Below are 25,129 nucleotides of genomic sequence, written 5' to 3'. Positions count from 1 at the left end.
CTGCGGCCATTCACTGCGAACGCCGCCTTGCCAGAGCGCCGCCATGACGCGCAGAGGCACGCGGGAATTGTTCAGCGTTTCCTTAACCGTGACGGGCAACGCGGTACTGGGTCGGTGACATGCCCATGACCTTCCGGAACAGCCGGGAGAAATAATAGGCGTCATCGTAGCCCAGCGCCGCGCCGATCTCCGCCACGGGCTGGTCGCTGATATCCAGCAGGTAGCAGGCGCGCTCCATTTTCAGGTGCAGAAAATGCTGATAGGGCGAGTTTCCGGTCTGGGCCTTGTAACGTCGGCAAAACCCGTGCCGCGACATGCCGGCCGCTTCGGCAAGGGTGGCCAGGTCCAGTTGCCCGTGGAGTTTCTCCTGCATCAGGGTATGGATGCCCTGCAGATCGAAACCGTCACCCGAGCTCGTGCGCAGGTGGGTGGAGATCATCAACGCGAACATGGAAAGCATCTGCCGCAGGTGGTTCGCGGCATGCACGAAATAGCCCTCGCGAAAGCCGTTGCTACGCACCTCCAGCAGGGTCTCGAAGTCGGACACCACCTTCGGCGCCGCACCGATATGCCGCACGGGCCGGTCCGGCAGAAAGTGCATCTGCTCCCAGAAGGCATCCACATCGCTGCCGTCGAAGTGAACCCAGTACATGGTCCAGGGGTCCCGGCTGCTGGAGGCGTAAGCGTGCAGCAACCCCGCCGGAAGCATCATCAGGTCCCCGCGCGCCACCGGGTACTGCCGCCGGTTCACCCGCAGCATGCCGCGCCCTCCGGCGCAATAAAGCAGCAGATGGTCCGCGTGCTCCTGACGCTCCACGCGGTGCCCCAGCGCCTCGGGGTAATAGCCCATGGCCCGCGGGTACAGCCCGTCGGCCAACGGGTGCTCGGCCAGGCGCTGCAACAGGAACCGGGGCACCATGAAGCGCACGCCTTCCGGCGGAAGTGGCCAGTCGGACGGACCCGTCATGCTTCACCCTCCAACCAGGGAATGAGTCAACATCGTCCATCACAGGGGCGATATCGTCAATCGACGCAACACGGACAAGCTGCTACAACTAAAAGTATTAGTCATCAGATAAGGCGATGGAACAATCAGAGCAGACCCGCTAACAAGTTCCATTGCTTCGCAGGAGGAGGAGATCATGTCTCAGGTTCGCACAGTTTCGGAATCCGTTCCGCACATCCATCACTACATCAACGGCCAGAAGGTCGAGCGCGACACCGGTCGCAGCCTGGAAGTGCACAACCCCGCCAGCGGTGAGGTCACCGCCAGCGTCGCGCTGGCCGATGCCGCCACCACCCGGGAAGCCATCCAGGCAGCGAAGGACGCCCTGCCCGCCTGGCAGGCAGTGACGCCCCTGAACCGGGCGCGGGTGATGTTCCGCTACAAGGCGCTCATCGAGAAGCACTTCGAGGAGATTGCCCAGCTGATCACCCGGGAACACGGCAAGGTGATCGAGGACGCCCGCGGGGAACTGACCCGCGGCCTGGAGATCGTGGAGTTTGCCTGTGGTGCCCCGCACCTGCTCAAGGGCGAGCATTCGCTGAACGTGGGCGGCAGCGTGGACAGCCACAGCATGATGCAGCCGGTGGGTGTGTGCGCCGGCATCACGCCGTTCAACTTCCCGGCCATGGTCCCCATGTGGATGTTCCCGGTGGCCCTGGTGTGCGGCAACACCTTCGTGCTCAAGCCCTCGGAGAAGGATCCGTCGGTGCCCATGTATCTGGCCGAACTCATGAAGGAGGCCGGCGCGCCGGACGGCGTGCTGAACGTGGTCAACGGCGACAAGGAATCCGTGGACACACTGCTGACGGATCCGGACGTCGCCGCCATCAGCTTCGTAGGTTCCACGCCCATCGCCGAGTACATCTACTCCACCGGCTGCGCCCACGGCAAACGCGTCCAGGCCCTGGGCGGCGCCAAGAACCACATGGCCGTGATGCCCGATGCCGACCTGGACGGCGCCGTGGAAGCCCTGCTGGGCGCGGCGTACGGCTCTGCCGGCGAACGCTGCATGGCCATCTCCGTCGCCGTGGCGGTGGGCGATGAAACCGCCGACAAGCTGGTGGAAAAGCTCAAGCCGCGGGTGGAGAACCTGAAAATCGGCGACGGCCTGGCGGAGAAGGGCCTGGAAATGGGGCCGCTGGTCACCCGGGAACACATGGACAAGGTCCGCAGCTACATGGACCTGGGCGAGCAGGAAGGCGCCACCGTGGTGGTGGACGGCCGCAAGCGGGAGTTCCAGGGGAACAACGGCTACTTCCTGGGTGGCACCCTTTTCGACCACGTAAAGCCGGATATGCGGATCTACAAGGAAGAGATCTTCGGGCCGGTGCTCTGCGTAGTCCGTGTGCCGGACTACGAGACCGCGGTGAAGCTGATCAACGAACACGAGTTCGGCAACGGCACGGCCATCTTCACCCGTGACGGCGACGCCGCACGCCAGTTCACCACCGACATCCAGGTGGGCATGGTGGGCGTGAACGTGCCCATTCCGGTGCCCATGGCGTTCCACAGCTTCGGCGGCTGGAAGCGCTCGCTGTTCGGCCCGCTGCACATGCACGGCCCGGACGGTGTGCGCTTCTACACCAAGATGAAGACGGTGACGGCCCGCTGGCCCAAGGGCGTGCGTTCCGGTTCGGCCTTCACCATGCCGACCATGGAATAAGGCCAACGGCCGGGCGTCGCCTCCATCGCAGGGGCGACGCCCGGCCAATATCGTCCATGTCGGTCGACTTTGTGAATCCCTCTCCACTCCGTAGAGTGGTAATGGTGTTACACGACGGCTTGAGCAGAGCGGAGGAGACGTAGCAACGTAGTGAAGAACGGAGCAATAAGCAAAGCAACGATCCAGGCATGGCCCACCATGCCAAGTCGCAAGTAAAAATGGAGGAGAAACCATGACGAAGCGACATTCGTTCCATACCCCAAGCACGGTCAAATCCGGCGCCACGGCGCTGTCGGTGGTCGCTGCGGGTGCGCTGGCCGCCGGCACCTACTTCGGTTCGTCGGTGGACAACACGGCCCACGCCGAGATCGAACGCCCGGATGCCCCTAGCGAGCTGATCTTCGAAACCGCCTGGCCCAGCGCCATCACGCTCTGGCGACCGGACCGTTACTACGTTGACCTGGTCAACACCCTGGCTCACGGCCACGTGGACATCGACTGGTACGACGGCGGCACTTTCTCGTCGTCCACCGACATGTTCGATGATGTCCAGGCCGGCTCCGTGGACATGGGCAGTGACTGGCCGAGCTACTGGGAAGGTCGCAACACCGCGTTCTCCCTGGTCACCTCAGTGCCCATGATCTTTTCGCCCAATGACTACATGACCTGGTTCTGGCAGGGCGGGGGCTACGAGCTGTCCAACGAGGTCTATGGTCAGTACGGGATCAAGTGGTTCCCGCACAGCGTCACCTCGCCGGAAGCCGGCCAGCGCACCAACGTGGCGGTGGAGAGCCCGGAGGACTACGAGGGCCTGCGCCTGCGTCAGTGCGGTCGCAACCAGTCCCGCATTCTCGAGGACATGGGCGCCTCCGCGGTGTTTACGCCGGGTGGCGAGGTTTACGCGGCCCTGGACCGCGGCGTGCTGGACGGCGCCGAGTTCTCCGTCCCCGAGGTGGACTGGAGCATGGGTCTGCAGGAAGTCACCGACTACGTCGTCAAGCCGGGCTGGCACCAGCCGGGTCCCGTCTCCGGCATCATGGTCAACAAGCAGGCGTATGACGAGCTGGACGACTTCACCAAGTTCGTGATGAAGCAGGCGGCCCAGACGACCATGATGTGGTCCTGGACGTACTTCGACTACACCTCGGGTGAATATACCGGCAAGTTCCAGGAAGCCGGCGTTGAGATCACCCGCCTTGAAGACGAGGTGCTGGATCAGGTTCTTGAGTTGACCGAGGCCCGCATCATCAGCGATGCCGAGGACAACGCCGACCATGCCAAGCTCGCCCTGTCCATGTACGACTACCTGGTGGTCATGGCGGACTGGCGTGAGTATCAGCAGCCATTCATGCACGGCCACGTCTGGGACTCCCTCCAGGACACCCATGAGCGCCTGGTGGAGATTGCGCAGGACCATGGCGTCTACGAGGAGACCATGGAGGTGATCGAGGACGCCCGGGCCCGCAACGAGGACCAGGCCTTCTGGCAGCCGGGGGATACCTACGAGAATCATCCCGTTCGGGACTGATCCCGGGTTGAACCCTTAAGCTCACGTCAGGGCGTCTGCGGTCGGCGGCACTAGCTGCCGGCCGCAGACGCTTATAACGGGTCTGTCGGAGGCTACCGTGAACGCCCTGATCGCATTCGTCCGATTCATCGACCGGATCAACTACTACGTCGGCAAGTACTTCGTCGCGTGGATCCTGTTCGTGATCATGAGCATCGCCCTGTTCGAGGTGGTGACGCGGCGTATCATCGGTTCGCCGCACGCCTGGACCCAGGAAATCCTGGTTTACCTGTTCTGTGCGCATTTCGTCCTGGCACTGGGTTATACCCTCTACTACAAGGAACACGTGGTGGTGGACGTGTTCACCACGATGCTTCCCCAGCGCGCCCAGGTAGTGCTCGAGACCATCGTCTACCTGGTATTCATCGGCGCGTTCGTCTACGTAATGATCCCGACAGCCTACGACTTCGCTGCACGCTCCTGGGCATCCGGGGAGCGCGCACCAACAGCGTTCAATTCCCCCGTGTATCCGGCGAAGACGCTGATTCCCATCAGCATGGTCCTGTTGGGCATACAACTCGCGGGAATTGTCGGCAAAAACGTCCTTTTCCTGGTCCGCGGCAAATCGCTTGAGGACGCATAATGGAAGCAGAAATCACCGTCCTGATCATGTTTCTCGGGGTGCTGATCGGCATCCTGCTGGGTGCGCCCATTGCGTTCGTGCTCGCGGGCCTGGCCATCATCTTCGGTTACTGGGAACTCGGCGAACGGGTCTTCCCCATGTTCGCCAACCGCATGTGGAGCACGGCCAGCAACTCGTTGCTGATCGCAATACCCATGTTCGTGTTCATGGCATCGATCCTGGAACGCTCCGGCATCGCCGACAAACTGTTCCAGTCGCTGCTCTACGCCTTCGGCAAGCTCAACGGCTCCATCGCCCTCACCGTCGTGATCCTCTCCGCCGTTTTCGCCGCGGTCACCGGGGTGATGGGTGCCACGGTGGTGAGCATGTCGCTGATGGCCATCCCGGCGATGATGAAGTACCAGTACGACAAGGCCCTGGCTACGGGCACCGTGGCTGCCGGCGGGACCATCGGCATCATCATCCCGCCGAGCATCATGCTGGTGATCATGGCCGACCAGTCCGGCGAGTCCGTGGGACGACTCTTCGCCGCCGGCCTGATGCCCGGCCTGCTGCTTGCCGGCCTGTACTTTCTCTACATCCTGATTCGCTGCTGGTTTCAGCCTCACCTGGGGCCGGCGCTGCCCAAGGAGGAGCGGGACCGCTACTCCGCCCTGCAGGTCACGGGCATGATCCTGCTCAACATGGTGCCGCCGGTCCTGCTGATCTTCGGCGTACTCGGCTCCATCTGGTTCGGTTACGCCACCCCCACCGAGGCTTCGGCCATCGGCGCCTTCCTCGCCCTGGTAATGATGACGATTTACGGGCGCTTCAGCTGGCAGGCAGTCAAGGAGGCCACCTGGACCACCACCCGCACCAGTTGCATGGTGCTGGCGGTGATCGTGGGTGCGACGCTGTTCACCCAGGTGTTCATGGCCGTGGGTGGACGTGATGTCGTCACCGACCTGGTGCTGATTCTGGATGACCAGTTCGGCATGTGGGGCACCTTCGCCATGATGATGCTGGTGGTGTTCCTGCTGGGCTTCCTCATCGACTGGATCGGCATCATCCTGATCACGTTCCCGATCTTCCTGCCGCTGGGGACGCTGATGGGCTTCAACGAGCTGTGGCTGATCATGATGATTGCGGTAAACCTGCAGGCGTCGTTCCTGACGCCGCCGGTGGGGTATGCGCTGTTCTACCTCAAGGGCACCGTCCCCAGGGGGGTCACCATGATGCACATCTACAAGGGGGTGTGGCCCTTCCTCCTCCTGCAGGTGGTGGCCATCGTGATCCTGGCGGTGTTCCCGGAGATCATCACCTGGCTGCCGCAGTTCGTGGCGCGGTAAGCGGCCCATGAGTGCAACGGGGACGACCGCCACCGGCGAAGCGGCGGCAACACGGCGGGCGGGCAGGGTCATCACCCTGCTCGCCGGGGTTTTCCTGGTTTCGCTGGCCTTCCTCGGGCTGCAGATCACTCTGACCCGGGTGCTCTCGGTAGCCCTGTCCCACCACTACGTGTTCGCCGTCGTCTCCCTGGCACTGCTGGGGCTGGGCATTGGCGGGATCGTGGTGCACGCCCTGCACCGTCGCTGGCAGCGGCTCGATCCGTCCGCCCTGCTCAGTGGGTTCGGTTCCCTGGCCGCCCTCGGCATCGTGCTGGCCATCGTCCTGGTGACCTGGATGGCGTCCCTGCCGGGCATTCATGCCTACGGGCTGCTGTTCTTCGGGGTGATTTTCCTGCCGTTCCTGGTGGCGGGCCTGTTCTTCGCCGAACTCTATCGACAGCACTCGGCATTCAGCGGCCCCCTCTACGGCGCCGATCTGGCCGGCGCCGCCTTCGGCGCGGTGGCCGCCATTCTGGTGCTCAACGCCTGGGGCGGGCTGGGAGGCAGTTACGTACTGGCGCTGATGGCGGCGTCGGGCAGCGCTTTGCTACTGGTGGGTGCGCAGGGTCAACGCCGTCTGGCCGCCACCGTCGCAGCCGTGGCACTGGGTGTCAGCGCGCTGCTGGCGGTGCTGCAGGCCTCCGGCATGGTGGGCACCAGCCTGCCGGCCGGCAACAACCCGGAGAAGGAGATCCACGACGCCATCCACGGCCCCCGTGACGGCGAGGTCGCTGATACCCGCTGGAGCGCTTTCGGCCGCACCGACCTGATCACCTATGCCGCCACCGATGACCACCGGGACCTCTACATCGACGGCACCGCCGGGACGCCCATGTACCGCTTCAGCGGCGATTTCCAGGCGCCGGGAAGCGCAGTGGAAACCCTGGAGAGCGAGTTCCCGGGGCGTTTCCCGTTCTTCTTCATGGACGATGACGCCCGCGATCGCGCCCTGATCATCGGCCCCGGCGGCGGTCGCGACGTGCTGCTCACCGCCAGGGCCGGGTTCGAGTCGATCACCGCCGTGGAGGTGAACCGGGAACTGCTGGACCTGGTGCGTGAGCAGCGTGACTACAGCGGTGGCCTGTACACGGACTTCGACCACATCGACGTCCGCCACGGCGAGGGGCGCCACTACGTCAAGCGCAGCGACGAGACCTTCGATCTGATCTACATGAGCCTGCCGGTGACCAACACCAGCCGCAGCCGCGAGGGCTTCGCGCTCACGGAGAACTTCCTGCTCACCGAACAGGCCATCGGCGAATACATGGACCACCTTACGGACAGCGGCCAGCTGGTGGTGGTGACCCATGACGAGCTGGCCATCCTGCGGCTGCTGCGGATCACGGTGGACGCTCTCACGGCCCGCGGCATGGAGACCGCCGAAGCCATGGAGCACATCTACATCCTCGGCTCCTTCCCCTACCCGGTATTCGTGGTCTCCGCCGACCCGTTCGCACCACCACAGGCGCGGAATATCCTGCAGCAGGCCGGCCGGGTGGGTTTCTCCCAGAACGCCAGCTACGTCCCCCATGTCACCGACCAGGGCGCGATGAACCCGCTGCTCCAGGCCCTGGGCATGGGACGGATGTCGCTGGAGGAGCTGGTATCACAGGTGGAAGAGCGTGGACACAACCTCTCCGCCGTCACCGACAACCGCCCGTTCTTCTATCACTTTGATCAGGAACTGCCCGCTCTGGTCACGGGTCTGTTCTGGGCCGCGCTGGGCGCGGCGGGGTTCATGCTGGTCTATCCGCTGGTGCGCGGCTTCAGTCACCACGGCCACGGCCGGCGACGACTGCCGCGCTCGGTCCTGCTGTTCGGCGCCATTGGCCTGGGTTTCATGCTCATCGAGGTGTCCCTGGTGCAGCGCCTGACACTGTTCCTTGGCGATCCGGTTCTCTCCCTGGCGGTGCTCCTGTTCGCGCTGCTGGTGTTCATGGGCCTGGGGAGTCTCGCCTCCAGTCGCTGCCGGCGAACTGCGTTCGGCAAGGGCATTGCGCTCGCGGCCGTCGCTGTCATGGCACTGACCGCACTCTACGGGGTGGTTCTGCCGCAAGTACTGGACTGGCTCATGCCCATGGGCCTGGCAGGTCGCATCTTTGCAAGCGTGGTACTGCTGGCGCCACTGTCCTTCGCCCTGGGCGTGCCGTTTCCACTGGCCATCCGCTCCCTGGAGGCGCATCGCCACGGCCATGCGGTGCCCTGGATGTGGGGTATCAACGGGGTATTTTCGGTGCTTGGGGCCGTCACCGCGGTGGTCATCGCCATGACGGTGGGTCTCAGCGAGGTTCTGTTCGCCGGTGCGGCGTGCTATCTGATCGTGTTGTTGATGACCCTGGAGACCGATGGCCGGCCCCAGGCATTCAGCCTGCGACGTGGTTGACGGTGTCGCGACCACGGACCGCGAGGTCGCGACACCGCGCCAGGCTCTCAGTACCCGCCAAGGACCGGATCGTCGTCCAGTTCCTGGAGAACGGCCTGGGCAAAATATGAATACTGGATCGCATGCTGGGCAATGCAGTAATCATGGGAGGGGGTATCCGGCGCCTGACGCAGGACACTGGAGCAGAGGTTGGCGAGGCGCTCATGGAAATCCGGCAGCTCACGCGCCATGGAATCCTCCTCAATGGCCTCGACACGCTCACGGAAGTGCGCGGACAGTTCGTCGCCCTGCTCCCGCAGGCAGGCCTGCCGCTCGTCACTGCCTTCGTCATGGCCCTCGCAGGCCTCTTCAAAGTCCGCCCGCATGGCCGCGAGGTTCTCTTCGAAGGAGACTCGCTCTTCGGCCATGCAATCCTCGTGGCCGGCGGAGCCCTTGCCGTCACCGGCCAGGCCGCAGGTGCCTTCAAGGTAATCCCGGACCTTGTCTTCGTCGTCGGCAATGGCAGGACCGGCAAACAGGAAACCGGCACACAGGAACAATCCAGCAAGGCGTTTCAACACGTCGACTCCTCCAGATCGGGCCGGGAATACATCCCGGATGGACCAGAAACATTGTTATCGCGCCCATCGTACCGGATAAAGCGGGGACAACTCAGCAATGAATCGGGCATTTCTTGAACGGGCCTTTCAGGGCGCCCCACTGCTGTTTCTGCTGCTATGGGCCAGCGGCTTCGTCTTCGCCGCCATGGGGCTCGCCCATACCGACCCGATGACGCTCCTGGCGCTACGCTACTTCCTGGTGGTGCTGGTGCTGCTGCCACTGTTCGTCGCACTCAGGCCCGGGCTGCCCGAGTCGCCAACGCAATGGTTACACGTGTGCGTGGTGGGCCTGTGCATCCAAGTGTTCTTCTTCGGCGGGGTCTACATGTCGCTGGAATACGGCCTGTCCGCCGGCGCCGTGGCCCTGATCGCCTCGTTGCACCCGATCATCGTGGGCGCCCTGGCAGCGCCGCTGGTCGGCGAACGGGTGGGGATTCAGGGATGGCTGGGGTTGGCACTGGGCCTGCTGGGCGCGGCCATTGTCATTGTCACGCGCATGACGGTGGAAGCGGCGTCACTCGTCGGCGTCCTGTTCGCGGTGCTCTCCCTGCTGGCCATGACCTCCGCGACCCTCTACGAGAAACGCTTCGGCGTGGCCCAGCATCCGGTCACCGCCAACATCGTCCAGTGCGGGCTGGGTTTTCTGGTGCTCGCCCCGCTGGCGGTGCTCCTGGAGCCTGTGCACATCGACTGGACCGGTGAGTTCCTGATCGCCATGGGCTATCTGGTGATCTGTAACTCGCTGATCGCCGTGACTCTGCTGCTGGCACTGGTTCGCCGCGGTCTGGCCTCGCGGGTATCCGCACTGTTCTTCCTGGTGCCGCCGCTGTCGGCTCTGATCGCCTGGCTCATTCTCGGCGAAGTCATGCCGGTGGCAGCCTGGGGTGGGATCGCCGTTGCCACCGTGGGCGTGGCCCTGATCAGCGAACCCGGTCAGCGGGCACGCGAGGCCCTGGTCGCCCGCCTGCGCAGTCCGTAAAAGCGCGAAAACCCGCCGGGACAGTCGTTCCGGGCGGGTAATCAGGTGTCGTCGACTTTCGGCAGGCAACCGCCGTGGGCGGCACACTCTGACGCCGGCTCAGACCTTTTCGCGGATCCGGGCGGCCTTGCCGCTGCGCTCCCGCAGGAAGTACAGCTTGGCACGCCGTACGTCACCCTTGCGCTTGACCTTGATGCTCTCGATCAGCGGGCTGTAGGTCTGAAAAACGCGCTCCACACCGGTGCCGTGGGACGTCTTGCGCAGAGTGAAGGCGGAATCCAGGCCGCGGTTGCGCTTGGCGATCACCACGCCCTCGAAGGGCTGCAGGCGCTCGCGGTTGCCTTCACGGACACGCACCTGCACCAGCACCGTGTCGCCCGGGGCGAAATCCGGCACCTTCTGGCCCAGGGCCTCGATCTGTTCCTTGTTCAGCTCGTCAATGATGTTGGTCATGCCGTTTTCCTCTACCCGTTCAGACCGGCTCGTCGCGGTCGTCGGCCCGGTACTCGTCAATAAATTCCCGCAACAGCCTGCGGCTGTCCGCGTCCAGTTCCTGTCCTGCCAGCAGCTCCGGCCGTCGCAGCCAGGTCCGTCCCAGAGCCTGCTTGCACCGCCACCGGCCGATGGCCTGGTGGTCGCCACCGAGCAATACGCCCGGCACATGCAATCCATCAACGCTCTCGGGCCGGGTGTAGTGCGGGTAATCCAGCAACCCGTCCGAGAACGAATCCGCCGCGGCGGAATCCTCGTGCCCCAGCGCCCCCGGCAACCACCGGGCGACCGCGTCGATCACGGCCATGGCCGGAATTTCGCCGCCGCTAAGGACGAAATCCCCCAGGGAGATCTCGTCGTCCACTTCCGTATTCAGCAAACGCTCGTCGATCCCCTCATACCGGCCGCAGAGAAGAATGACCCGCGGCTGCGCGGCCAGGTCACGGACATCGTTCTGCTGCAGCCGTCGCCCCTGGGGGCTGAGGTACACCACCGACGCCGGCACCGGCACCGCCTGCCGCGCGCGCCGAATGGTGGTGCGCAGCGGCTCGACCTTCATGACCATCCCGGGACCGCCCCCGTAGGAGCGATCGTCCACCGTGCCGTGCCGGTCGCCGGCGTCGGCGCGGGGATTCCAGCTCACCAGCTCCAGCAGGCCCGCGCGGGCGGCCCGTCCGGTGACACCATGCGCTGCCACCGACTCCACCAGCTCGGGGAACAGCGTGATCACGTCGACGCGCATGTTCGCTCCCGAGCCGGTGGTCAGAAATCCGGATCCCAGTCCACTTCCATGACCCCGGCGTCCAGGTCCACCTCCAGGACGTAGACATCCGGCACCATGGGGATCAACCTTTCGCGCTCCCCGGAGACCACCAGCACGTCGTTGGCGCCGGTCTCCATCAGCCGCGTCACGGTACCGAACTCCGTGCCGTCGCGATTGTACACGCGCAGACCCTGAAGATCGGCCCAGTAGTACTCGCCTTCGCCGGGCTGCGGCAGCTCGGCGCGCGGTACAGCGATCTTGCAGCCGATCAGGCCGCGGGCCTGGTCGCGGTCTTCACAACCTTGGAGCTGTGCCACGACGGCTTTGCCCTGACGCCGCCCGTTCTGCAGTTCCAGCGCCGTCCAGCGGTCACGTGCCTGCACGCGCCACACCGGATAGCCCAGAATGTTTTCGCGTGGGTCGGTGTACGAATACACCCGCACCCAGCCGGCAACGCCGTAGATGCCCGAGATCTCCCCGAGAACAATCAGCTCCTCGGCGCTCTCCACCACGGCTGCCCCCACCGGCGTCGGCAATTCGTCAGGCGCTTGCCTGCTGCTCCTTGCGGGCCTGCTTGATCAGGTGATCGACGCGCTCGGACGGGCGCGCACCGCGCTCCAGCCAGTGATCGACGCGCTCGAGATTCAGGCGCAGCGGATTGTTCGCTTCCTGGCCCCGTGCAACCGGGTTGAAAAAGCCCAGGCGCTCGATGAAACGGCCGTCGCGCGCTTGACGGCTATCGGTGACGACGACGTAGTAGAACGGGTTCTTCTTGGCGCCGCCGCGTGCCAGACGAATGGTAACCATGAATCGAGTATCCCTCAGAACTGCGCGGATTGCGGTAAACCGCTGCTTCAGTGAATCGCGCATTGTACTGAATTTGGTGCCAATGTGAAGGGGCGTTTGGCCCTGTCAGGGATTGGCAAGCGCTTCCAGGCTGCGCTCCAGTCCCAGCGTCACCCGTGCCATGGCCAGGTAGTCAAGCCGATCAGCGGTATCGCCGGGGCGATGGTACTGCGGATCCCGGAACGGCAGGGTGTCGGTGACCAGAAACGCCGGGAAGCCGCCGTCCCAGAACGAGCGGTGATCGGAGCGCGTCACCCCGGGCACCCATTCCGGTAACGCCGCGCCGTGGGACGGGATCCGGCCGCTGTGACGGAACTCCCCGATCGCCCGCCGCACCAGCGGCGCGTCGCGACTGCGGGTAATGAAACCGATGAAGTCCCCGCGGTCCGGGTAGAACCAGGCGATGGGCGCCATGGGGTAGTGCTGGCTGCCCGGCGCGTCGCTGAAGTAGCCCACGCCATCCAGGGATATGGCGGCGCGGACATCGTCGCCCGCCTCCTGCAAGGCCCGCACGTAGGCCTGACTGCCCATGTCCCGGGTCCGGAAGAACGGGTGCTCCTCGTTGGCGAAGGCGACGAAGCGCAGCGTCCGCGCCTGCGGTCGGTCCTGAAACGTTGCCGCCAGGGCGAGCATGACGGCAACGCCGGAGGCATTGTCGTTGGCTCCGGGAGACCCCGGAACCGTGTCGTAATGCGCGCCGAGGACCACGATTTCGTCGGCACGGCTGGTACCCGGGACTTCGGCGATGACGTTGCTCACCCGGGCACCGGCGAACCGGCCGCCGCGAATCCGGTACGTCTGCCGCTCCGGCGCATGGCCCGCCCCGGCCAGGCGCCCGGCAATCCACCGGACGCTGGCTTCCATGCTCCCGGGCGTGCGCATGTTGCGCTCACCGATGCCGTCGGCCAGGGCGACCACGTCGCTGTGCAGCTGCCGGGCAAGCAGCCGTCCCCGGAGGTCCGGCAACGGACCGACCCGGGCTTCCGGGCTGCCGGGCATCCACGTACTCCACAGCAGCGCCGCCAGCGGCACGGTAACCACCACCGCCAGGACCAACGCCATCACCAGGCCACGCCGATGCATGCTTCCTCCTCCCGCGGGGTTCCTGGCAACCATGAACCAACTGCACCGGTTTCAGATTTCAGTGTAATCTCCCCGGAAACAATCACCCAGCGAGGAGCCGATGACCACCGACCGGGACACCGATGCCAATGCCATACGCCAGCAGTGGGAAGCGGAGGCAGACACCGTACGCCGCCGGCTGAAACAGGCCGACACCAACCGTCTCGGCACGATTGCCCAGTACAGCGGGCTGGAGTTTCTCCAGGCGGTATTTTCCGGCGAACTGCCACACCCGCCCATCGGCGAGACCATGAGCTTCCTGCCAATTCACGCCGAGCACGGTCGGGTGGTGTTCCAGGGCACGCCGGCGGCGAACCACTACAATCCCATCGGCTCCGTTCACGGGGGCTGGGCCGCCACGCTGCTGGACTCCTGTGTCGGCTGTGCCGTGCAGTCCACACTGCCCCGCGGCAAGGGCTACACCACCCTGGAACTGAAGGTGAACTACGTGCGCGCACTCACGCCCCAGACCGGGCCGGTCCGCGCCGAGGGGCGCGTGATCCACGCCGGCGGGCGGGTGGCCACCGCCGAGGGTCAGCTCCGCGACGCCGCCGGCCGACTGTACGCCCACGCCTCCACCACCTGCATGATCATGGATCTGCCTACCGCGGACTGACAGAGGCTATTGGCGGATCAGGGGCATCACCCGGAACGCAGGCGCATGCCCAGGATCTCTTCCAGGGAGGCCAGGGCGGCGTCGGGGTCGGTGACCTTGATGGTGATCATGCCGAGTTCACGAGCCGGCTTCAGGTTGATGCCGAGATCGTCCAGGTACACCACCTCTTCCGGCGACACCGCCATCAGTTCACAGGCGTGGCGGTAGATGCTCGGGTCCGGCTTGCGCAGGCCCAGGCGGGATGATTCCACCACCTGCTCGAACTCGGCCATCACAGCGTCGATTTCCCGGGCGCGCTCGGCGTCGGGCTGCATGCTCGGTCCCTCACCGGCGCGGACATTGTTGGTGATACAGGCAATCCGGTACTGCCCGCGAATCCGGCGCAGCGCGTCCACCATTTCCGGGCGCAACTGGCCAGAAAGCAGCCGGATAATGTCACTCCCCGGAACCCGATGGCCCGCCGCGGCACTCTCTTCGGCGAAGGCCTGATCGAAGTCGTCCAGGCCCAGTTCGCTGCGCTCGAAACGTGCCCAGGCATTGCTGTCGGGATTGGTGGCATTGATGGTGCGCAGAAAATCCCGGGGCAGCCCATGCTGCTCTTCGTAGCGCCGGAAGTTTTCGAAGGGACTGGTGGTGAGTACCCCGCCAAAATCCCAGAAAACCGCAGTAATAGTCATGCATGAACTCCTTACCTTGCAGAATGACGGATCAACCAGCCAGTGCAATGGTCTAATGAGGTGGTGCAATAGACACTATTCCAACCCTCGTTCAGCACCTGGCGCATTCGTGCTCTGGCAGGCTGCTAAGCTGATGGGTACCAGGAGCACAAGGTGAGGAGACCACCCCATGGAAATGCTGCTCGGCGCGATTCTCAAAGAAAAACCCCAGGCACTGTTCACCATCAGTGAGAACGCCTCGGTGAAAGAGGCGGTGGACATCATGGCAGAGAGCAACGTCGGCTGCGTCATGGTCATGGACCACGGCCGCCTGCAGGGGCTTTTCACCGAACGTGACCTGATGCGACGGGTCGTCCACCAGGGTCGTGATCCGCAGGCGACCACCGTAGCCGAAGTCATGACCACCGAAATCGCCACGGTGTCGCCCAGGATCACCGTCGGCGAGGCCATGGCCCTGTGTACCCAGAAGCGCCTGCGTCACCTGCCTGTTTATGACGACAATAACGACCTGCTGGGCATGGTGTCCGCCGGTGACCTCACCAAGTGGGCCATCAGCGAGCAGGAACATACCATCGACGACCTGACCCGCTACATTTACGGCGCGCAGGCCTGACGCGGGCGCCGATGACCGCGCCGGCACTCGGCATCGTCGAGGGATACTACGGGCGTCCCTGGCCCTGGGCAACCCGCTACGGGGTCTCGCGCCTCCTGGCCGACCACGGCTACACGTTCTACCACTACGCGGCCAAGAGCGACCCCCATGTGCGCGAACAGTGGCGCGAACCGTGGCCAGAGGTGGAGTTCGCTGAGCTGGCGTCCTTCGCCGACCATTGCCGTGCCTGCGGGATGCGTTTCGGTATCGGCCTGAGTCCCGTGGGCCTGCAGAGCGACCAGGATGAGGAAGGGCTTGCCCGCCTGCTCCAGCGCGTACAGCAGATCGACCGCATCGGCGCGGATGACCTGCTGCTGCTGTTCGACGACATTGCCGGGGACGACAGCGATAACCTGGCGCTGCGTCAGGCGGACCTCGCCCATCGGGTGACCGACGCCACCCACGCCGAACGGCTGTTCGTCTGCCCGACCTACTACTCGGACGCCCCCCTGCTGGACGAGCTCTTCGGCCCGCGCCCCGCGAATTACCTGCGCCAGCTCGGGAATCACCTAGACCCGGCGGTGCACGTCTACTGGGCAGGGGAAGAAATATGCCCGGCGGAGATCACTCCCGGCAGCTTCGCGTCAGTCACCGATCAACTCGGGCGGCCGCCGACGCTCTGGGACAATTACCCGGTCAATGACGGCGGCACCGCCCGCGAGCACCTGCACCTGCGGGGATTCACCGGCCGATCCGCGGCTCTGGCCGATGCCGTTGCGGGACATGCCATCAACCCGGCACTGCAGGGATGGCTAAGCTGCATTCCGGCACTGACCCTGCCAGCCAGGTACCGCGACTGTGACGACTACCGGTACGGCCACGCCCAGCGGCAGGCGGCGGTGGCCGTTCTGGGCAGCGAGCTGGGCGAGCACGTGCTGGAGGATCTGCCGCTGCTCGTCGATCGCGGCCGGGATCGTCTCACCCCCACACAGCGCTCAATGCTTGTGGCCCGCTACCAGGCCTTCGAACACCCCGGGGCCCGGGAAATCGTCGACTGGCTGAACGGCGCTCCCGCCGACGAGATCGCGCCGACAGGCGCATGAGTCACGGCTCCAGGCGCGGCGTGGTCCGTAGCTGCAGGCGGCGACGCAGATAGCGCGCCAGCGCGTCGACACCGATATTCAGCGCCGCAGTGATGAGAATCAGCACCATGGCACGGTCGAAACGGATCTCCTGGATGGCGTTGTCGACGTAGAAGCCCAGTGTGGCGATACCCAGAATCCCCAGGATCGCCGTCTCGCGCATGATGATCTCCCAGCGGTAGAACAGTAGCGCCAGGAAGGGCCCATACACCCGGGGCACGACTTCGAAGGCGTACCGGTTGATGCCGCGGGCCGCATCCGCTCGCAGATTCAGGGTGTTGCTGCGCCTGCCCACCAGGTGGCCGATGATTCCGCCGTTGTGAATGGCCAGCGCCACGGCCGCCGGCAGCATGGACGGCCCCCACAGCTGCAGCAGAATGAACGCCAGCATGTACTCCGGCGTGGAGCGGAAAATGACCAGAAGCACGTGGCCGAGCGTGCCGCCCATGCGGCCGGTGAAATGCCGGGAAATCCAGGGGAAGGCCACGATGGCGAGTAGCCCCGTAGCCACCAGCGCGATCTGCGTGAGCACGATGGTGTTAACGATGCCGGGCAGCGCCTGATTGACCAGCAGCTCCGACAACCAGGACCCCAGGCCGGACCAGCCGTCGCCGGTGCGCAGTGGCCGGGGCACGATGTCCTCGGTGAAGAACCGTCCGACGTTGCTCCAGACAATGGGCAGCCCCGAGCCCAGCAGGAACGGCGCCGCCGCCAGGTAGAACGGCAGCAGCCTAGGCCGCAGCCACCAGCGCATGGTGGCGATGAGCACGTAGAACAGGATCATCAGTGCACCCACCTCGGCGTACTGCCCCTGGGCAAACGAAGACTCCAGATAGAACCCCAGGGTGGGCAACCCGACAAACCCGAGTATGGCGCTGGAGCGCAGGCCGCACTCCAGCCGGTAAGCGGTGTAGCTCACCAGGTGCGGCCATGCCTCGGGCACGCGGGTGAACAGGAATGCCGACAGAGTGCCGACGCCGAAGGGCAGTGCATGCAGTGGGGTGGGATCGGTCTCGTCCAGGATCTCCGAGTAGACCTTGGCGAACACCCCGGCGAAGGGAATCGCAATCGCCAACACACCGCTTAACGGGTGGATGCCAAAGAACTGCAGGAAAATCAGCGCCCAGAAGAGCTCGTGGATGGCCCGAATAAAGGCACAGAAGGCCCGCACCAGGGCATAGCGGAACACCAGCGCCAGCAGAAAACCGCCCGCCACACCCAGGGCAACACCGGTGAACGCGAACGCCAGGGTGCGCATCAGCGCCTCGCCCACGTAGTCCACCGCGGTGAAATCCGGCGCCAGGAACCCCATGGCCAGACGTCGCAGGTCGGTCCACGGATCCGAGGTGGTAATGGCCAGGTCCGCGAAGAACACGCAGATGATCGCGACGGCGATAAAACCCAGCGTAGTGCGGACGGCAGCAGTTACGGGCATGACCCCTCTCCTGTACCCCCTCAAGAGGCCGGGATCTCTTCCTCGCCGCGGTACAGCGGGCGCAGGTCGGCAGCGCTCAACGCCTGGCTGGGCGCATCCACGGCGATCAGGCCATCGTCCACACCCACGACCCGGTCGGTGTACCGAAGCGCCAGTTCCACGTCATGCATGGCCAGCACTGCCGTGGGGTAGGCGTTGGTCAGCACCGCCATGACCGTCTCTGCCAGCGGGCCGTCCAGGGCGGAGACCGGCTCGTCCGCCAGCAGCACACCGTCGCCCTGGTACAGGGCCCGGGCGGCGGCGACACGTTGTCGCTGCCCGCCGGAGAGTTCACCGGCGCGGGAGCGGAGCTTGTCTTCCAGACCCAGTTGCCGCAGCACTGCGATCACCGCCTCCACCTCCGGGCGCGCCGGCCAGGCCAGATTGCGCAGGTTGTACCAGGTGGAATTGGCGGCCAGCCGCCCCATGTAGACGTTGTGGAACACCGACAGGGTGTCCACCAGGCCCAGCTGCTGCGGCATCAGCGCGGCGCGGTCCCGCCAGCGCTCGTACATGATGCCCAGCAGCGTGGACTTGCCCGCACCGCTGCGCCCGACCAGCGCGACCCGCTGACCGGGCTCGATGGTCAGGCTCAGCGGCCCAAGAACGCGGGTGCCGCCGTAATCGGCGCTGACGTCGGACAGGACCAGTGGCTGCATCAGTCGATGAGGTCGAGCTCGCGACCCATCTCGCGGATGATGTCGTAGTCCTCGTTGTCCACCGGGATGAACCCCCGGCGAGGGAAGCTGGCCAGCAGGTCCGGATCATCCATGTCCAGCAGGGCCTGCTTGACCCGCTCCATGAAACCGTCGCCGTAGCGCTGATCGACGTCGCCACGGATGGTCCACTGGTAATTGGTGAATGGCGGCGTCTCCCAGATCACGTGCACGCGGTCCGTATCCACGGCGCCGGATTCCGCATCCTTCTCCCAGGCGGCAAAGTTCACCGCGCCCACCTGGTAGGCACCGGACTCTACCAGCGCCATGGTGCGGCTGTGGTTCCCGGCGTAGCCGACCCGGCTGAACACGTTATCCGGCGATTCACCAAACTGGTCCCGAATGTGGTACTCGGGAATCAGGCGCCCGGAGGTGGAACCCTTGGAACCGAAGGTGAAGGTCTTGCCGCGCAGGTCCTCGGGCAGGGTGTCGCCGCGCTCCAGACCAGTCTCCCGGTTGGCGATGAAATAGGTGCGGAACTCCGCGTCTTCCTCGCCCTGGGCCAGAGCGCGGGACCCCGGCACCAGTTCCCGCGCCTGAACCCCGGAGACGGCCCCGAACCACGCCAGCTGCACCTGGTTGTTGCGGAAGGCGCTCACCGCGGCGGCGTAGGACTTCACCGGCACATAGCGCACGTCCACGTCGAGTTCTTCGGACAGGTAGTCGGCAACGATGTCGAAACGTTCCTGTAGGCGGGTCTCGTCTTCATCGGGAATCGCGGTAAAGACGAACGGCTGGGCATTGGCGCCGCCCGTGGCAAGGGCCAGCGACAGGGCCATACCATAGACGATGTGCTTGAACACTCCGTAGCGTAGGTACTTGAACATGATCGATCTCCTCGGGGTGGGGGTCACCGGGCACAGGTGCGGAACCCGGCAAAGATGTCATTGCGGTCTGGCGTGAAGTAGTTACGGTGGTTGTTGTTCACCAGCCGACTGCGGGTCGCCCAGGCACCACCACGAAGTACCCGCCGTCCTTCTTCAAACCACGGCTCAGAATAGTCCTTATACAGATCCGCTTCAAACCCTGGATACGGCTTGAACAGCGAAGACGTCCACTCCCAGACATTCCCCAGCATCTGCCGGCAGCCGAACGCGCTATCGCCGGCGGGCAGCGCCGCGACATCCACGCAGCCCAGACGGTAGCCATCCATGTTTACACGCTCCGATAACGGCGGCGTGTCACCCCAGGGGTAGAGCCGCTTGCCCGGCTCCAGAGCGGACCCATCGGCAGTGGGCACCCGGCTCGCCGCCACTTCCCATTCGGCTTCCGTGGGCAGCCGCCGCCCCGCCCAGGCACAGTAGGCCTCGGCCTCGTAGAGGCTGACGAAACACACCGGATGATGGGGCGCCAGGGACACCCAGCGATCGAACCAGCGTTGCTCCCAGCCGTCGCTGCCGCGCCGCCAGTACAGCGGTGCCGTCTGTTGCCGGGCCCGGCGCCACTGCCAGCCGTCATCGCTCCAGAATTCCGCGCGGTCGTAACCGCCATCCTCGACGAAGGCGGCGAACTCGGCGTTGGTCACCGGCGCCCGGGCGATGGCGAAGGGCCCCACCTCCACGGCATGGGGCTGCTTCTCGTTGTCGAAGCGGAAGGGCACGCTGTCGTCGGAACCCAGCTGATGTGTGCCACCCGAGACGTGGACATCCCCCTCCAGCGGGCCATGACCGTCCGCCGCCGGCGGAGTCACGCCATCCGAAAACTCCGGGGGCGGGTACGCCAGGGTCTGCCGGGTGTAGGTAAAGGCCTCCGCGTGCATATCCTCGTGCAACACGGTGAGCTGGTAGACGTAGCTCTCCGCTTCCCCGGCCTCGCCGGTCTCCGGCAGGCGCGCCAGCATGGCGTTGCGCACGGACTCCAGGTAGTCCAGTGTTCCCTGCATGGTGGGCAGTGGCAGGTTCCAGCGGTCGTCGTGGGGGATGCTGCTGGAGTCGTACAGCCGCTCGGCGTCGGACTGCTGATAGTCGGACAGCCCATGCAGCGTGCGCAGGGCGAAGTAGTCGTGAAAGAAGCCCACATGGCCGACTTCCCACAGGGGCGGATTGACGATCTTGAGATTGGGGCCGAACTGGCGGTCGCCGGTGAGGTCCCGGGTCAGGTCCAGGGTCCGGCGCCGGGCGTCGTCCACCATGCGGGCCAGTTCATCGGCGGGGAGTCGCCGAGTGGGCGGGACGTCGATGGACTTTGTCATGGCAAGTCACCCTCTGCGGTCGTACGTTGATGAAAAACGCGGAATCCGAATGACAGGACACCGGGAATCGCAAGCGATGAAAATCAGTCTGGTCACGCCGGCCGGCCGTCAGTCCAGGGCGGGCAATCGCGCTACTGCCACACGCTGGGCCCGCTTCCTGCGCCAGCTCGGCCACCGCGTGCACATCGCGGAGACCTGGGACGGTCGTGCAGCAGACTTGATGATCGCCCTGCACGCCTGGCGCAGCGCCGATTCCATCCGGGCCTTCAGCGACCGCCACCCGGAGCATCCGCTGGTCGTCACGCTCACGGGGACGGACATCTACCGCTTCCAGCATAGCCATCCCGACCCGACCCTGGACAGCATGCGCCGGGCCCACGCCCTGATCGGCCTGCACGACCGGGTCCACGAGGACATTCCAGCACGATTCCGCGACCGGCTGCACACGGTTTTCCAGTCCGCCCGCCCCCTGCCCCGCCGGCTGTCGCCAGTGAAATCCTGGTTCGACGTCTGCGTGGCAGGCCACCTGCGCGAGGAGAAGGACTCCCTGCGCGCCGCCTACGCCGTCCGCGATCTGCCGCCGGAGTCACGGCTGCGGGTGATCCATGTGGGCAAACCGCACAACACGGAATGGGAACAGGCCGCCCTCGCGGAGAACCGCGACAACGTCCGCTTCCGCTGGCGCGGCGAGGTGCCCCAGGGCGAGGTCCGGCGGCTTATGGCCCGTGCTCGCCTGATGGTGATGAGTTCGGTGATGGAAGGCGGCGCCAACGTGGTCTCCGAGGCCTGTGTTGCCGGGCTGCCGGTAATCGGCTCGGACATCCCGGGCAACCGCGGGCTACTGGGCGACGACTACCCCGGCTACTACCCCGCCGGGGAGACAGCGGCCCTGCGCGCACTGCTGCTGCGCGCCGAGCGCGAGCCGGCCTTCCTCGAGGACCTGCGCGCGCGCTGCGAGGCCCGGGCGCACCTGTTCCGTCCGGAAGCGGAGCGCGACGGCCTGGCGCGGGTGATCCGGCACCTCACCCCTTCAGCGTAATCGGCTCCAGCGCTTCGCCCTGGGGCAGAATGCGCCCCACCACGGCGGTGTGCGGGTAACCCAGTTCCCGCAGCGCCTGAATGCACGCCTCTGCCCCTTCGGCGGGGACACTGGCCATGAGGCCGCCCGCCGTCTGCGGGTCGAAGATCAGCGGATAGCGCGGGTGATCCACCACCTCGGATTGATTGCGGATGGCCCGGCGCAGGCGCACGTTCGCCGGCTGCAGGGAACTCAGCACACCGGCCGCCACCGTTTCCTCGGCGCCGTCGAGCACCGGTAGCGCCGACAGATCCACTTCCGCGTCCACCTCCGACGGCCGGGTCATCTCCACCAGATGCCCCAGCACGCCGAAGCCGGTGATGTCGGTACATGCCGTGGCGCCGTGGGCGTGCAGGCAATCTGCCGCCTGGCGGTTGGACTGGCACATGGAAGTCAGCGCAGCATCGATCCACCGCCCCCTGGCCTGGAGCTTGGCGTGGGCGGCAAACAGGGTGCCGGTACCCACGGGTTTGGTGATGATCAACACGTCACCGGGCTGCATGCCCCCCTTGCGCATGATGGCGTCGAGATTGTCGTCCACCAGGCCGTTGACGGCGAACCCCAGGGCCAGCTCCTTGCCCTCACCGGTATGCCCGCCCACCAGGGCGCAGTTGGCGTCGTTGAGGATCTCCAGCGCCCCGGACATCATCTGGTAGACGGTGTCCTCCACCTTGGATTCCAGCCCCGATGGAATGGTGGCAACGGCGGTGGCGGTCTGTGCCTCGGCGCCCATGGCGAAGATATCTCCCAGGGCATGATTGGCCGCCACACGGCCGAAGACATACGGGTCGTCAATGAAGGCGCGAAAGAAATCCACCGTGTGCACCATGGCCTTGCCCGGCGGCACCCGCACCACCGCGGCATCATCCGGCGCGTGCAGGCCGACGAGCACGTCGTCGCGCTGCGCCGGCTGCAGCATGCCCAGGGCCCGGGACAGGGTGGAGGCGCCCACCTTCGCGCCACAGCCCCCACAGCGCATGGCCACGGCGGAGATGGCCTGCTGCGCCTCTTCGCCTTCCAGCTGCACCGAGGAGGCCTGTTTCGGCGCCTCGTCCTCCATGGCCGGGAGCTCGTTGAACTTCGCCATGAAGCGTCGGTCGATCCAGTCCTTCCAGCGCCACACCCAGTCGCCCTCGAAGCCGACCCCTCCGCGGGACGCCACTGCATGCCGGTCACCGGTGCTGATCAGCGCCAGCCACCGTGACTGCGGCCGGTAGGACTTCAGCGCTCGCCCCTCCACGGCGCGGCGCAGGTTCGCCGCCAGCGGCGGCCCCTGGCGCACGGCGAACACACCGGCCTTCTCCCGCGGATGATCGACCATGGTGGCGATATCACCGGCGGCGAAGATCCGCGGGTCGGTCACCGTCTGCAGGGTGTCCTGCACGCGGATAAAGCCCTGCTCGTCCAGTTCCAGCCCGGTGTCCCGGAGCCACGGCGCACCGCCGGCGCTGGTCACCCAGACGATCTCGTCCGCCTCCAGGCTCTCCCCGGACGCCGTGGCCAGGCGCCCGGCATCCACCTGATTGACTTCCTGCCCGCAGTGCAGCCGGACGCCGCGCGCGGCCAGCACCCGTTCGAAGCGGCGGCGAACCCGGGCATTGTGCGTCGGCAGAATACGCGGACCGCTGTTGAACAGATGAAACTCCAGCTCGTCCGGATTGCGCCCCAGAGCGCGCAGCTCGTTACGCAACCGGTACTGCATGGCCAGCGTCAGCTCCACACCGCCGGCTCCGGCGCCCACCAGCGCAATGCGCGTCCGCCCGGGATGGTTGCGCACCCGCTCCAGCAGCGCCAGCCAGCGGTCGTTGAAGCGGTGAATGGGCTTCACCGGCACGGCGTGCTCACCCGCCCCGGCCACCTGCTGCACCTGGGGCGTGGAGCCGATATTGATGGAGAGCTGGTCGTAGGGCACCGGCGGACGCCCGCGACACAGTACCCGATGCTGGTTGCGGTCCACACCCACCGCCTCGTCGCGGAAGAAGCGCGCGCCGGCAAACTCGGCCAGCTTGCCCAGATCGATGTGGACGTCGTCGTAGCCGTAATGGCCGGCGATATAGCCCGGTAGCATGCCCGAATACGGGGTGTGGGTATCGCGGCAGATCAGGTTCAGCCGCACCCCGGGGACGGGCTTCATGCCGAACATGCGCAGCACACCCACGTGGCTGTGCCCACCGCCGATGAGGACGATATCGCGAAGGACCGGCTGTTCCGGTGTCTGCATGGACAGCCCTCTGTTGGCTGGAATGGATGAGAATAATGCGGCTTGTCCCTGCCTGGAGGTCGGTGTTTCGCGACTGACGTCGCTCCTACAAAGTGCGCATCAACGCCGCTGTAGGAGCGACGTCAGTCGCGAAACACCCGGACAAGGTTCTCACGACCGCTGATCGCGGTCCTTGCGGTTCTGCGACTGAATGGCGTCGCGGGCCTGCTGCCACTGCTCGTCGGTCCATTCGCGCAGCTCGTAGAAATTGCCGCCGGTGGCCAGGTAGCCGCCGCCGTCCATGAAGATCGTCTGCCCGGTGAGCCAGGGACAACCGTCCGACAGCAGGAACGTGGCCAGGTTCTGCAGCTCCTCCATGGTCCCCGTGCGGCCCATAGGATTGTTCTTCGCCGCCCGCTCTCCGGGTTTCTGGCCCGGGCTGAGGCGCGCGCTCATGCCCTCGGTGGGGATTTCCCCGGGACCGATAGCATTGAGGCGGATACGGTGGCCGCCCCACTCCGTGGCCAGCGACTTGGTCATCGTGTGCACGGCGGACTTGCTCATGGCCGAGGGCACGACGAACGGCCCGCCGTTCTCCACCCAGGTGACAACGATGGAGACCACACTGCCCGGGTGACCACCGGCAATCCAGCGCTTGCCCACCGCCTGGGTCACGTAGAACGTGCCGTGCATTACAATGTTGGCGATGGCATCGAAGCCCCGCGGTGACAGGTCCTCGGTGCGGCTGATGAAGTTGCCGGCGGCGTTGTTCACCAGGCCGGTGAGCGGCCCGTCCTGAAAGATGGTGCCCACCATGTCGTCCACGGCCTGGGCATCACGGATATCCAGGCCGAAGGCCTGAACGCTGCCACCGTGTTTCGCCATGAGTTCCTGCGCCGTGGCCTGAGCGACACTCTCGCGCCGCCCGCAGATGTAGATGTCGGCCCCGAGCTCCAGGAATTTCTCGGCCATCGCCTTGCCGAGGCCCGTACCGCCGCCGGTGACGAGAATGCGCTGCCCCTTGAACAGGTCCGGCTGAAACATGGCTGTCTCCCCGTGGAATGAGTGGTGGC

The 25,129-nt window shown here is 65.6% G+C and carries 24 protein-coding genes; 10 read left to right on the top strand and 14 right to left on the bottom strand.

Annotation, left to right across the window (positions count from 1 at the left end; genetic code table 11):
• Nucleotides 1–82 precede the first annotated feature (82 nt).
• Nucleotides 83–967, bottom strand: coding sequence for an AraC family transcriptional regulator (locus KU884_RS03665; protein ID WP_167781350.1), 885 nt, complete (start codon nucleotides 965–967; stop codon nucleotides 83–85).
• 175 nt (nucleotides 968–1,142) lie between these two features.
• Here KU884_RS03665 and KU884_RS03660 point away from each other — a divergent pair, with 175 nt between their 5' ends.
• The 5 genes from KU884_RS03660 (at nucleotide 1,143) to KU884_RS03640 (ending at nucleotide 8,569) form a co-directional block, all read left to right on the top strand.
• Nucleotides 1,143–2,669, top strand: coding sequence for a CoA-acylating methylmalonate-semialdehyde dehydrogenase (locus KU884_RS03660; RefSeq protein WP_167781349.1), 1,527 nt, complete (start codon nucleotides 1,143–1,145; stop codon nucleotides 2,667–2,669).
• Nucleotides 2,670–2,901: 232 nt separating this feature from the next.
• On the top strand, nucleotides 2,902–4,197 hold the full coding sequence (gene dctP / locus KU884_RS03655) for a TRAP transporter substrate-binding protein DctP (RefSeq protein WP_167781348.1): 1,296 nt from the start codon (nucleotides 2,902–2,904) through the stop codon (nucleotides 4,195–4,197).
• A gap of 97 nt (nucleotides 4,198–4,294) precedes the next feature.
• On the top strand, nucleotides 4,295–4,819 hold the full coding sequence (locus tag KU884_RS03650) for a TRAP transporter small permease subunit (RefSeq protein WP_167781347.1): 525 nt from the start codon (nucleotides 4,295–4,297) through the stop codon (nucleotides 4,817–4,819).
• Nucleotides 4,819–6,147 (top strand): TRAP transporter large permease subunit, encoded by a 1,329-nt coding sequence (locus tag KU884_RS03645; protein ID WP_167781346.1) that lies wholly within the window; start codon nucleotides 4,819–4,821, stop codon nucleotides 6,145–6,147. The genes KU884_RS03650 and KU884_RS03645 overlap by 1 nt, the downstream gene beginning before the upstream one ends.
• Nucleotides 6,148–6,154: 7 nt before the next feature.
• Nucleotides 6,155–8,569, top strand: a complete 2,415-nt coding sequence (locus KU884_RS03640) for a class I SAM-dependent methyltransferase (protein WP_167781345.1) — start codon at nucleotides 6,155–6,157, stop codon at nucleotides 8,567–8,569.
• A gap of 47 nt (nucleotides 8,570–8,616) precedes the next feature.
• Here KU884_RS03640 and KU884_RS03635 read toward each other — a convergent pair whose 3' ends face one another.
• On the bottom strand, nucleotides 8,617–9,126 hold the full coding sequence (locus tag KU884_RS03635; protein ID WP_167781344.1) for a hypothetical protein: 510 nt from the start codon (nucleotides 9,124–9,126) through the stop codon (nucleotides 8,617–8,619).
• A 100-nt stretch (nucleotides 9,127–9,226) separates the two neighbouring features.
• On the opposite strand from KU884_RS03635, the gene KU884_RS03630 reads away from it, so the two are divergent.
• The gene (locus KU884_RS03630; protein WP_167781343.1) at nucleotides 9,227–10,147 is read left to right on the top strand and encodes a DMT family transporter; all 921 of its coding nucleotides are present in this window, start codon (nucleotides 9,227–9,229) and stop codon (nucleotides 10,145–10,147) included.
• A 99-nt stretch (nucleotides 10,148–10,246) separates the two neighbouring features.
• Here the strand turns inward: KU884_RS03630 and rplS are convergent, their stop codons facing one another.
• The 5 genes from rplS to KU884_RS03605 form a co-directional block, all read right to left on the bottom strand.
• Nucleotides 10,247–10,600, bottom strand: a complete 354-nt coding sequence (rplS, locus tag KU884_RS03625) for a 50S ribosomal protein L19 (protein ID WP_167781342.1) — start codon at nucleotides 10,598–10,600, stop codon at nucleotides 10,247–10,249.
• Nucleotides 10,601–10,619: 19 nt separating this feature from the next.
• Complete coding sequence (gene trmD, locus KU884_RS03620) at nucleotides 10,620–11,381, bottom strand: tRNA (guanosine(37)-N1)-methyltransferase TrmD (protein ID WP_167781341.1); 762 nt, start codon at nucleotides 11,379–11,381, stop codon at nucleotides 10,620–10,622.
• Nucleotides 11,382–11,401: 20 nt separating this feature from the next.
• Complete coding sequence (gene rimM / locus KU884_RS03615; protein ID WP_167784101.1) at nucleotides 11,402–11,911, bottom strand: ribosome maturation factor RimM; 510 nt, start codon at nucleotides 11,909–11,911, stop codon at nucleotides 11,402–11,404.
• Between the two features lie 31 nt (nucleotides 11,912–11,942).
• A complete protein-coding gene (rpsP, locus tag KU884_RS03610; protein ID WP_167781340.1) occupies nucleotides 11,943–12,209 on the bottom strand; it encodes a 30S ribosomal protein S16 in 267 nt (88 codons plus the stop codon).
• Nucleotides 12,210–12,314: 105 nt separating this feature from the next.
• A complete protein-coding gene (locus KU884_RS03605) occupies nucleotides 12,315–13,331 on the bottom strand; it encodes a M20/M25/M40 family metallo-hydrolase (protein ID WP_167781339.1) in 1,017 nt (338 codons plus the stop codon).
• Nucleotides 13,332–13,431: 100 nt separating this feature from the next.
• Between KU884_RS03605 and KU884_RS03600 the strand changes: the two genes are divergently transcribed.
• Complete coding sequence (locus KU884_RS03600; RefSeq protein WP_167781338.1) at nucleotides 13,432–13,986, top strand: PaaI family thioesterase; 555 nt, start codon at nucleotides 13,432–13,434, stop codon at nucleotides 13,984–13,986.
• Between the two features lie 26 nt (nucleotides 13,987–14,012).
• Here KU884_RS03600 and KU884_RS03595 read toward each other — a convergent pair whose 3' ends face one another.
• Nucleotides 14,013–14,663 (bottom strand): HAD-IA family hydrolase, encoded by a 651-nt coding sequence (locus KU884_RS03595; RefSeq protein WP_167781337.1) that lies wholly within the window; start codon nucleotides 14,661–14,663, stop codon nucleotides 14,013–14,015.
• Nucleotides 14,664–14,832: 169 nt separating this feature from the next.
• Here KU884_RS03595 and KU884_RS03590 point away from each other — a divergent pair, with 169 nt between their 5' ends.
• Nucleotides 14,833–15,276, top strand: a complete 444-nt coding sequence (locus KU884_RS03590; protein ID WP_167781336.1) for a CBS domain-containing protein — start codon at nucleotides 14,833–14,835, stop codon at nucleotides 15,274–15,276.
• An 11-nt stretch (nucleotides 15,277–15,287) separates the two neighbouring features.
• Entirely contained in the window at nucleotides 15,288–16,358 is a 1,071-nt protein-coding gene (locus KU884_RS03585) for a beta-N-acetylglucosaminidase domain-containing protein (protein ID WP_167781335.1), read from the top strand.
• A gap of 1 nt (nucleotide 16,359) precedes the next feature.
• Here KU884_RS03585 and KU884_RS03580 read toward each other — a convergent pair whose 3' ends face one another.
• The 4 genes from KU884_RS03580 to senA are packed head-to-tail and all read right to left on the bottom strand — an operon-like array spanning nucleotide 16,360 to nucleotide 20,778.
• A complete protein-coding gene (locus KU884_RS03580) occupies nucleotides 16,360–17,832 on the bottom strand; it encodes an ABC transporter permease (protein WP_167781334.1) in 1,473 nt (490 codons plus the stop codon).
• A gap of 20 nt (nucleotides 17,833–17,852) precedes the next feature.
• On the bottom strand, nucleotides 17,853–18,530 hold the full coding sequence (locus tag KU884_RS03575) for a phosphonate ABC transporter ATP-binding protein (protein WP_167781333.1): 678 nt from the start codon (nucleotides 18,528–18,530) through the stop codon (nucleotides 17,853–17,855).
• The gene (locus KU884_RS03570) at nucleotides 18,530–19,414 is read right to left on the bottom strand and encodes a putative selenate ABC transporter substrate-binding protein (RefSeq protein WP_254432159.1); all 885 of its coding nucleotides are present in this window, start codon (nucleotides 19,412–19,414) and stop codon (nucleotides 18,530–18,532) included. Before KU884_RS03570 ends, KU884_RS03575 begins: the two co-directional genes overlap by 1 nt.
• Before the next feature lie 23 nt (nucleotides 19,415–19,437).
• Nucleotides 19,438–20,778, bottom strand: coding sequence for a selenoneine synthase SenA (gene senA, locus KU884_RS03565; protein ID WP_174813710.1), 1,341 nt, complete (start codon nucleotides 20,776–20,778; stop codon nucleotides 19,438–19,440).
• A gap of 76 nt (nucleotides 20,779–20,854) precedes the next feature.
• Here senA and senB point away from each other — a divergent pair, with 76 nt between their 5' ends.
• Complete coding sequence (senB, locus tag KU884_RS03560) at nucleotides 20,855–21,817, top strand: selenoneine biosynthesis selenosugar synthase SenB (RefSeq protein WP_167781332.1); 963 nt, start codon at nucleotides 20,855–20,857, stop codon at nucleotides 21,815–21,817.
• Here senB and selD read toward each other — a convergent pair.
• Complete coding sequence (selD, locus tag KU884_RS03555; RefSeq protein WP_167781331.1) at nucleotides 21,801–24,077, bottom strand: selenide, water dikinase SelD; 2,277 nt, start codon at nucleotides 24,075–24,077, stop codon at nucleotides 21,801–21,803. The two genes, senB and selD, sit on opposite strands and share 17 nt — an antisense overlap.
• 150 nt (nucleotides 24,078–24,227) lie before the next feature.
• Entirely contained in the window at nucleotides 24,228–25,100 is an 873-nt protein-coding gene (locus tag KU884_RS03550; RefSeq protein ID WP_167781330.1) for an SDR family oxidoreductase, read from the bottom strand.
• Nucleotides 25,101–25,129 lie beyond the last annotated feature (29 nt).

The sequence above is a fragment of the Aquisalimonas sp. 2447 genome, from assembly GCF_012044895.1.
In the GTDB taxonomy this organism is placed as follows: Bacteria; Pseudomonadota; Gammaproteobacteria; order Nitrococcales; family Aquisalimonadaceae; genus Aquisalimonas.
This window is presented reverse-complemented; position numbering and strand designations above follow the sequence as displayed.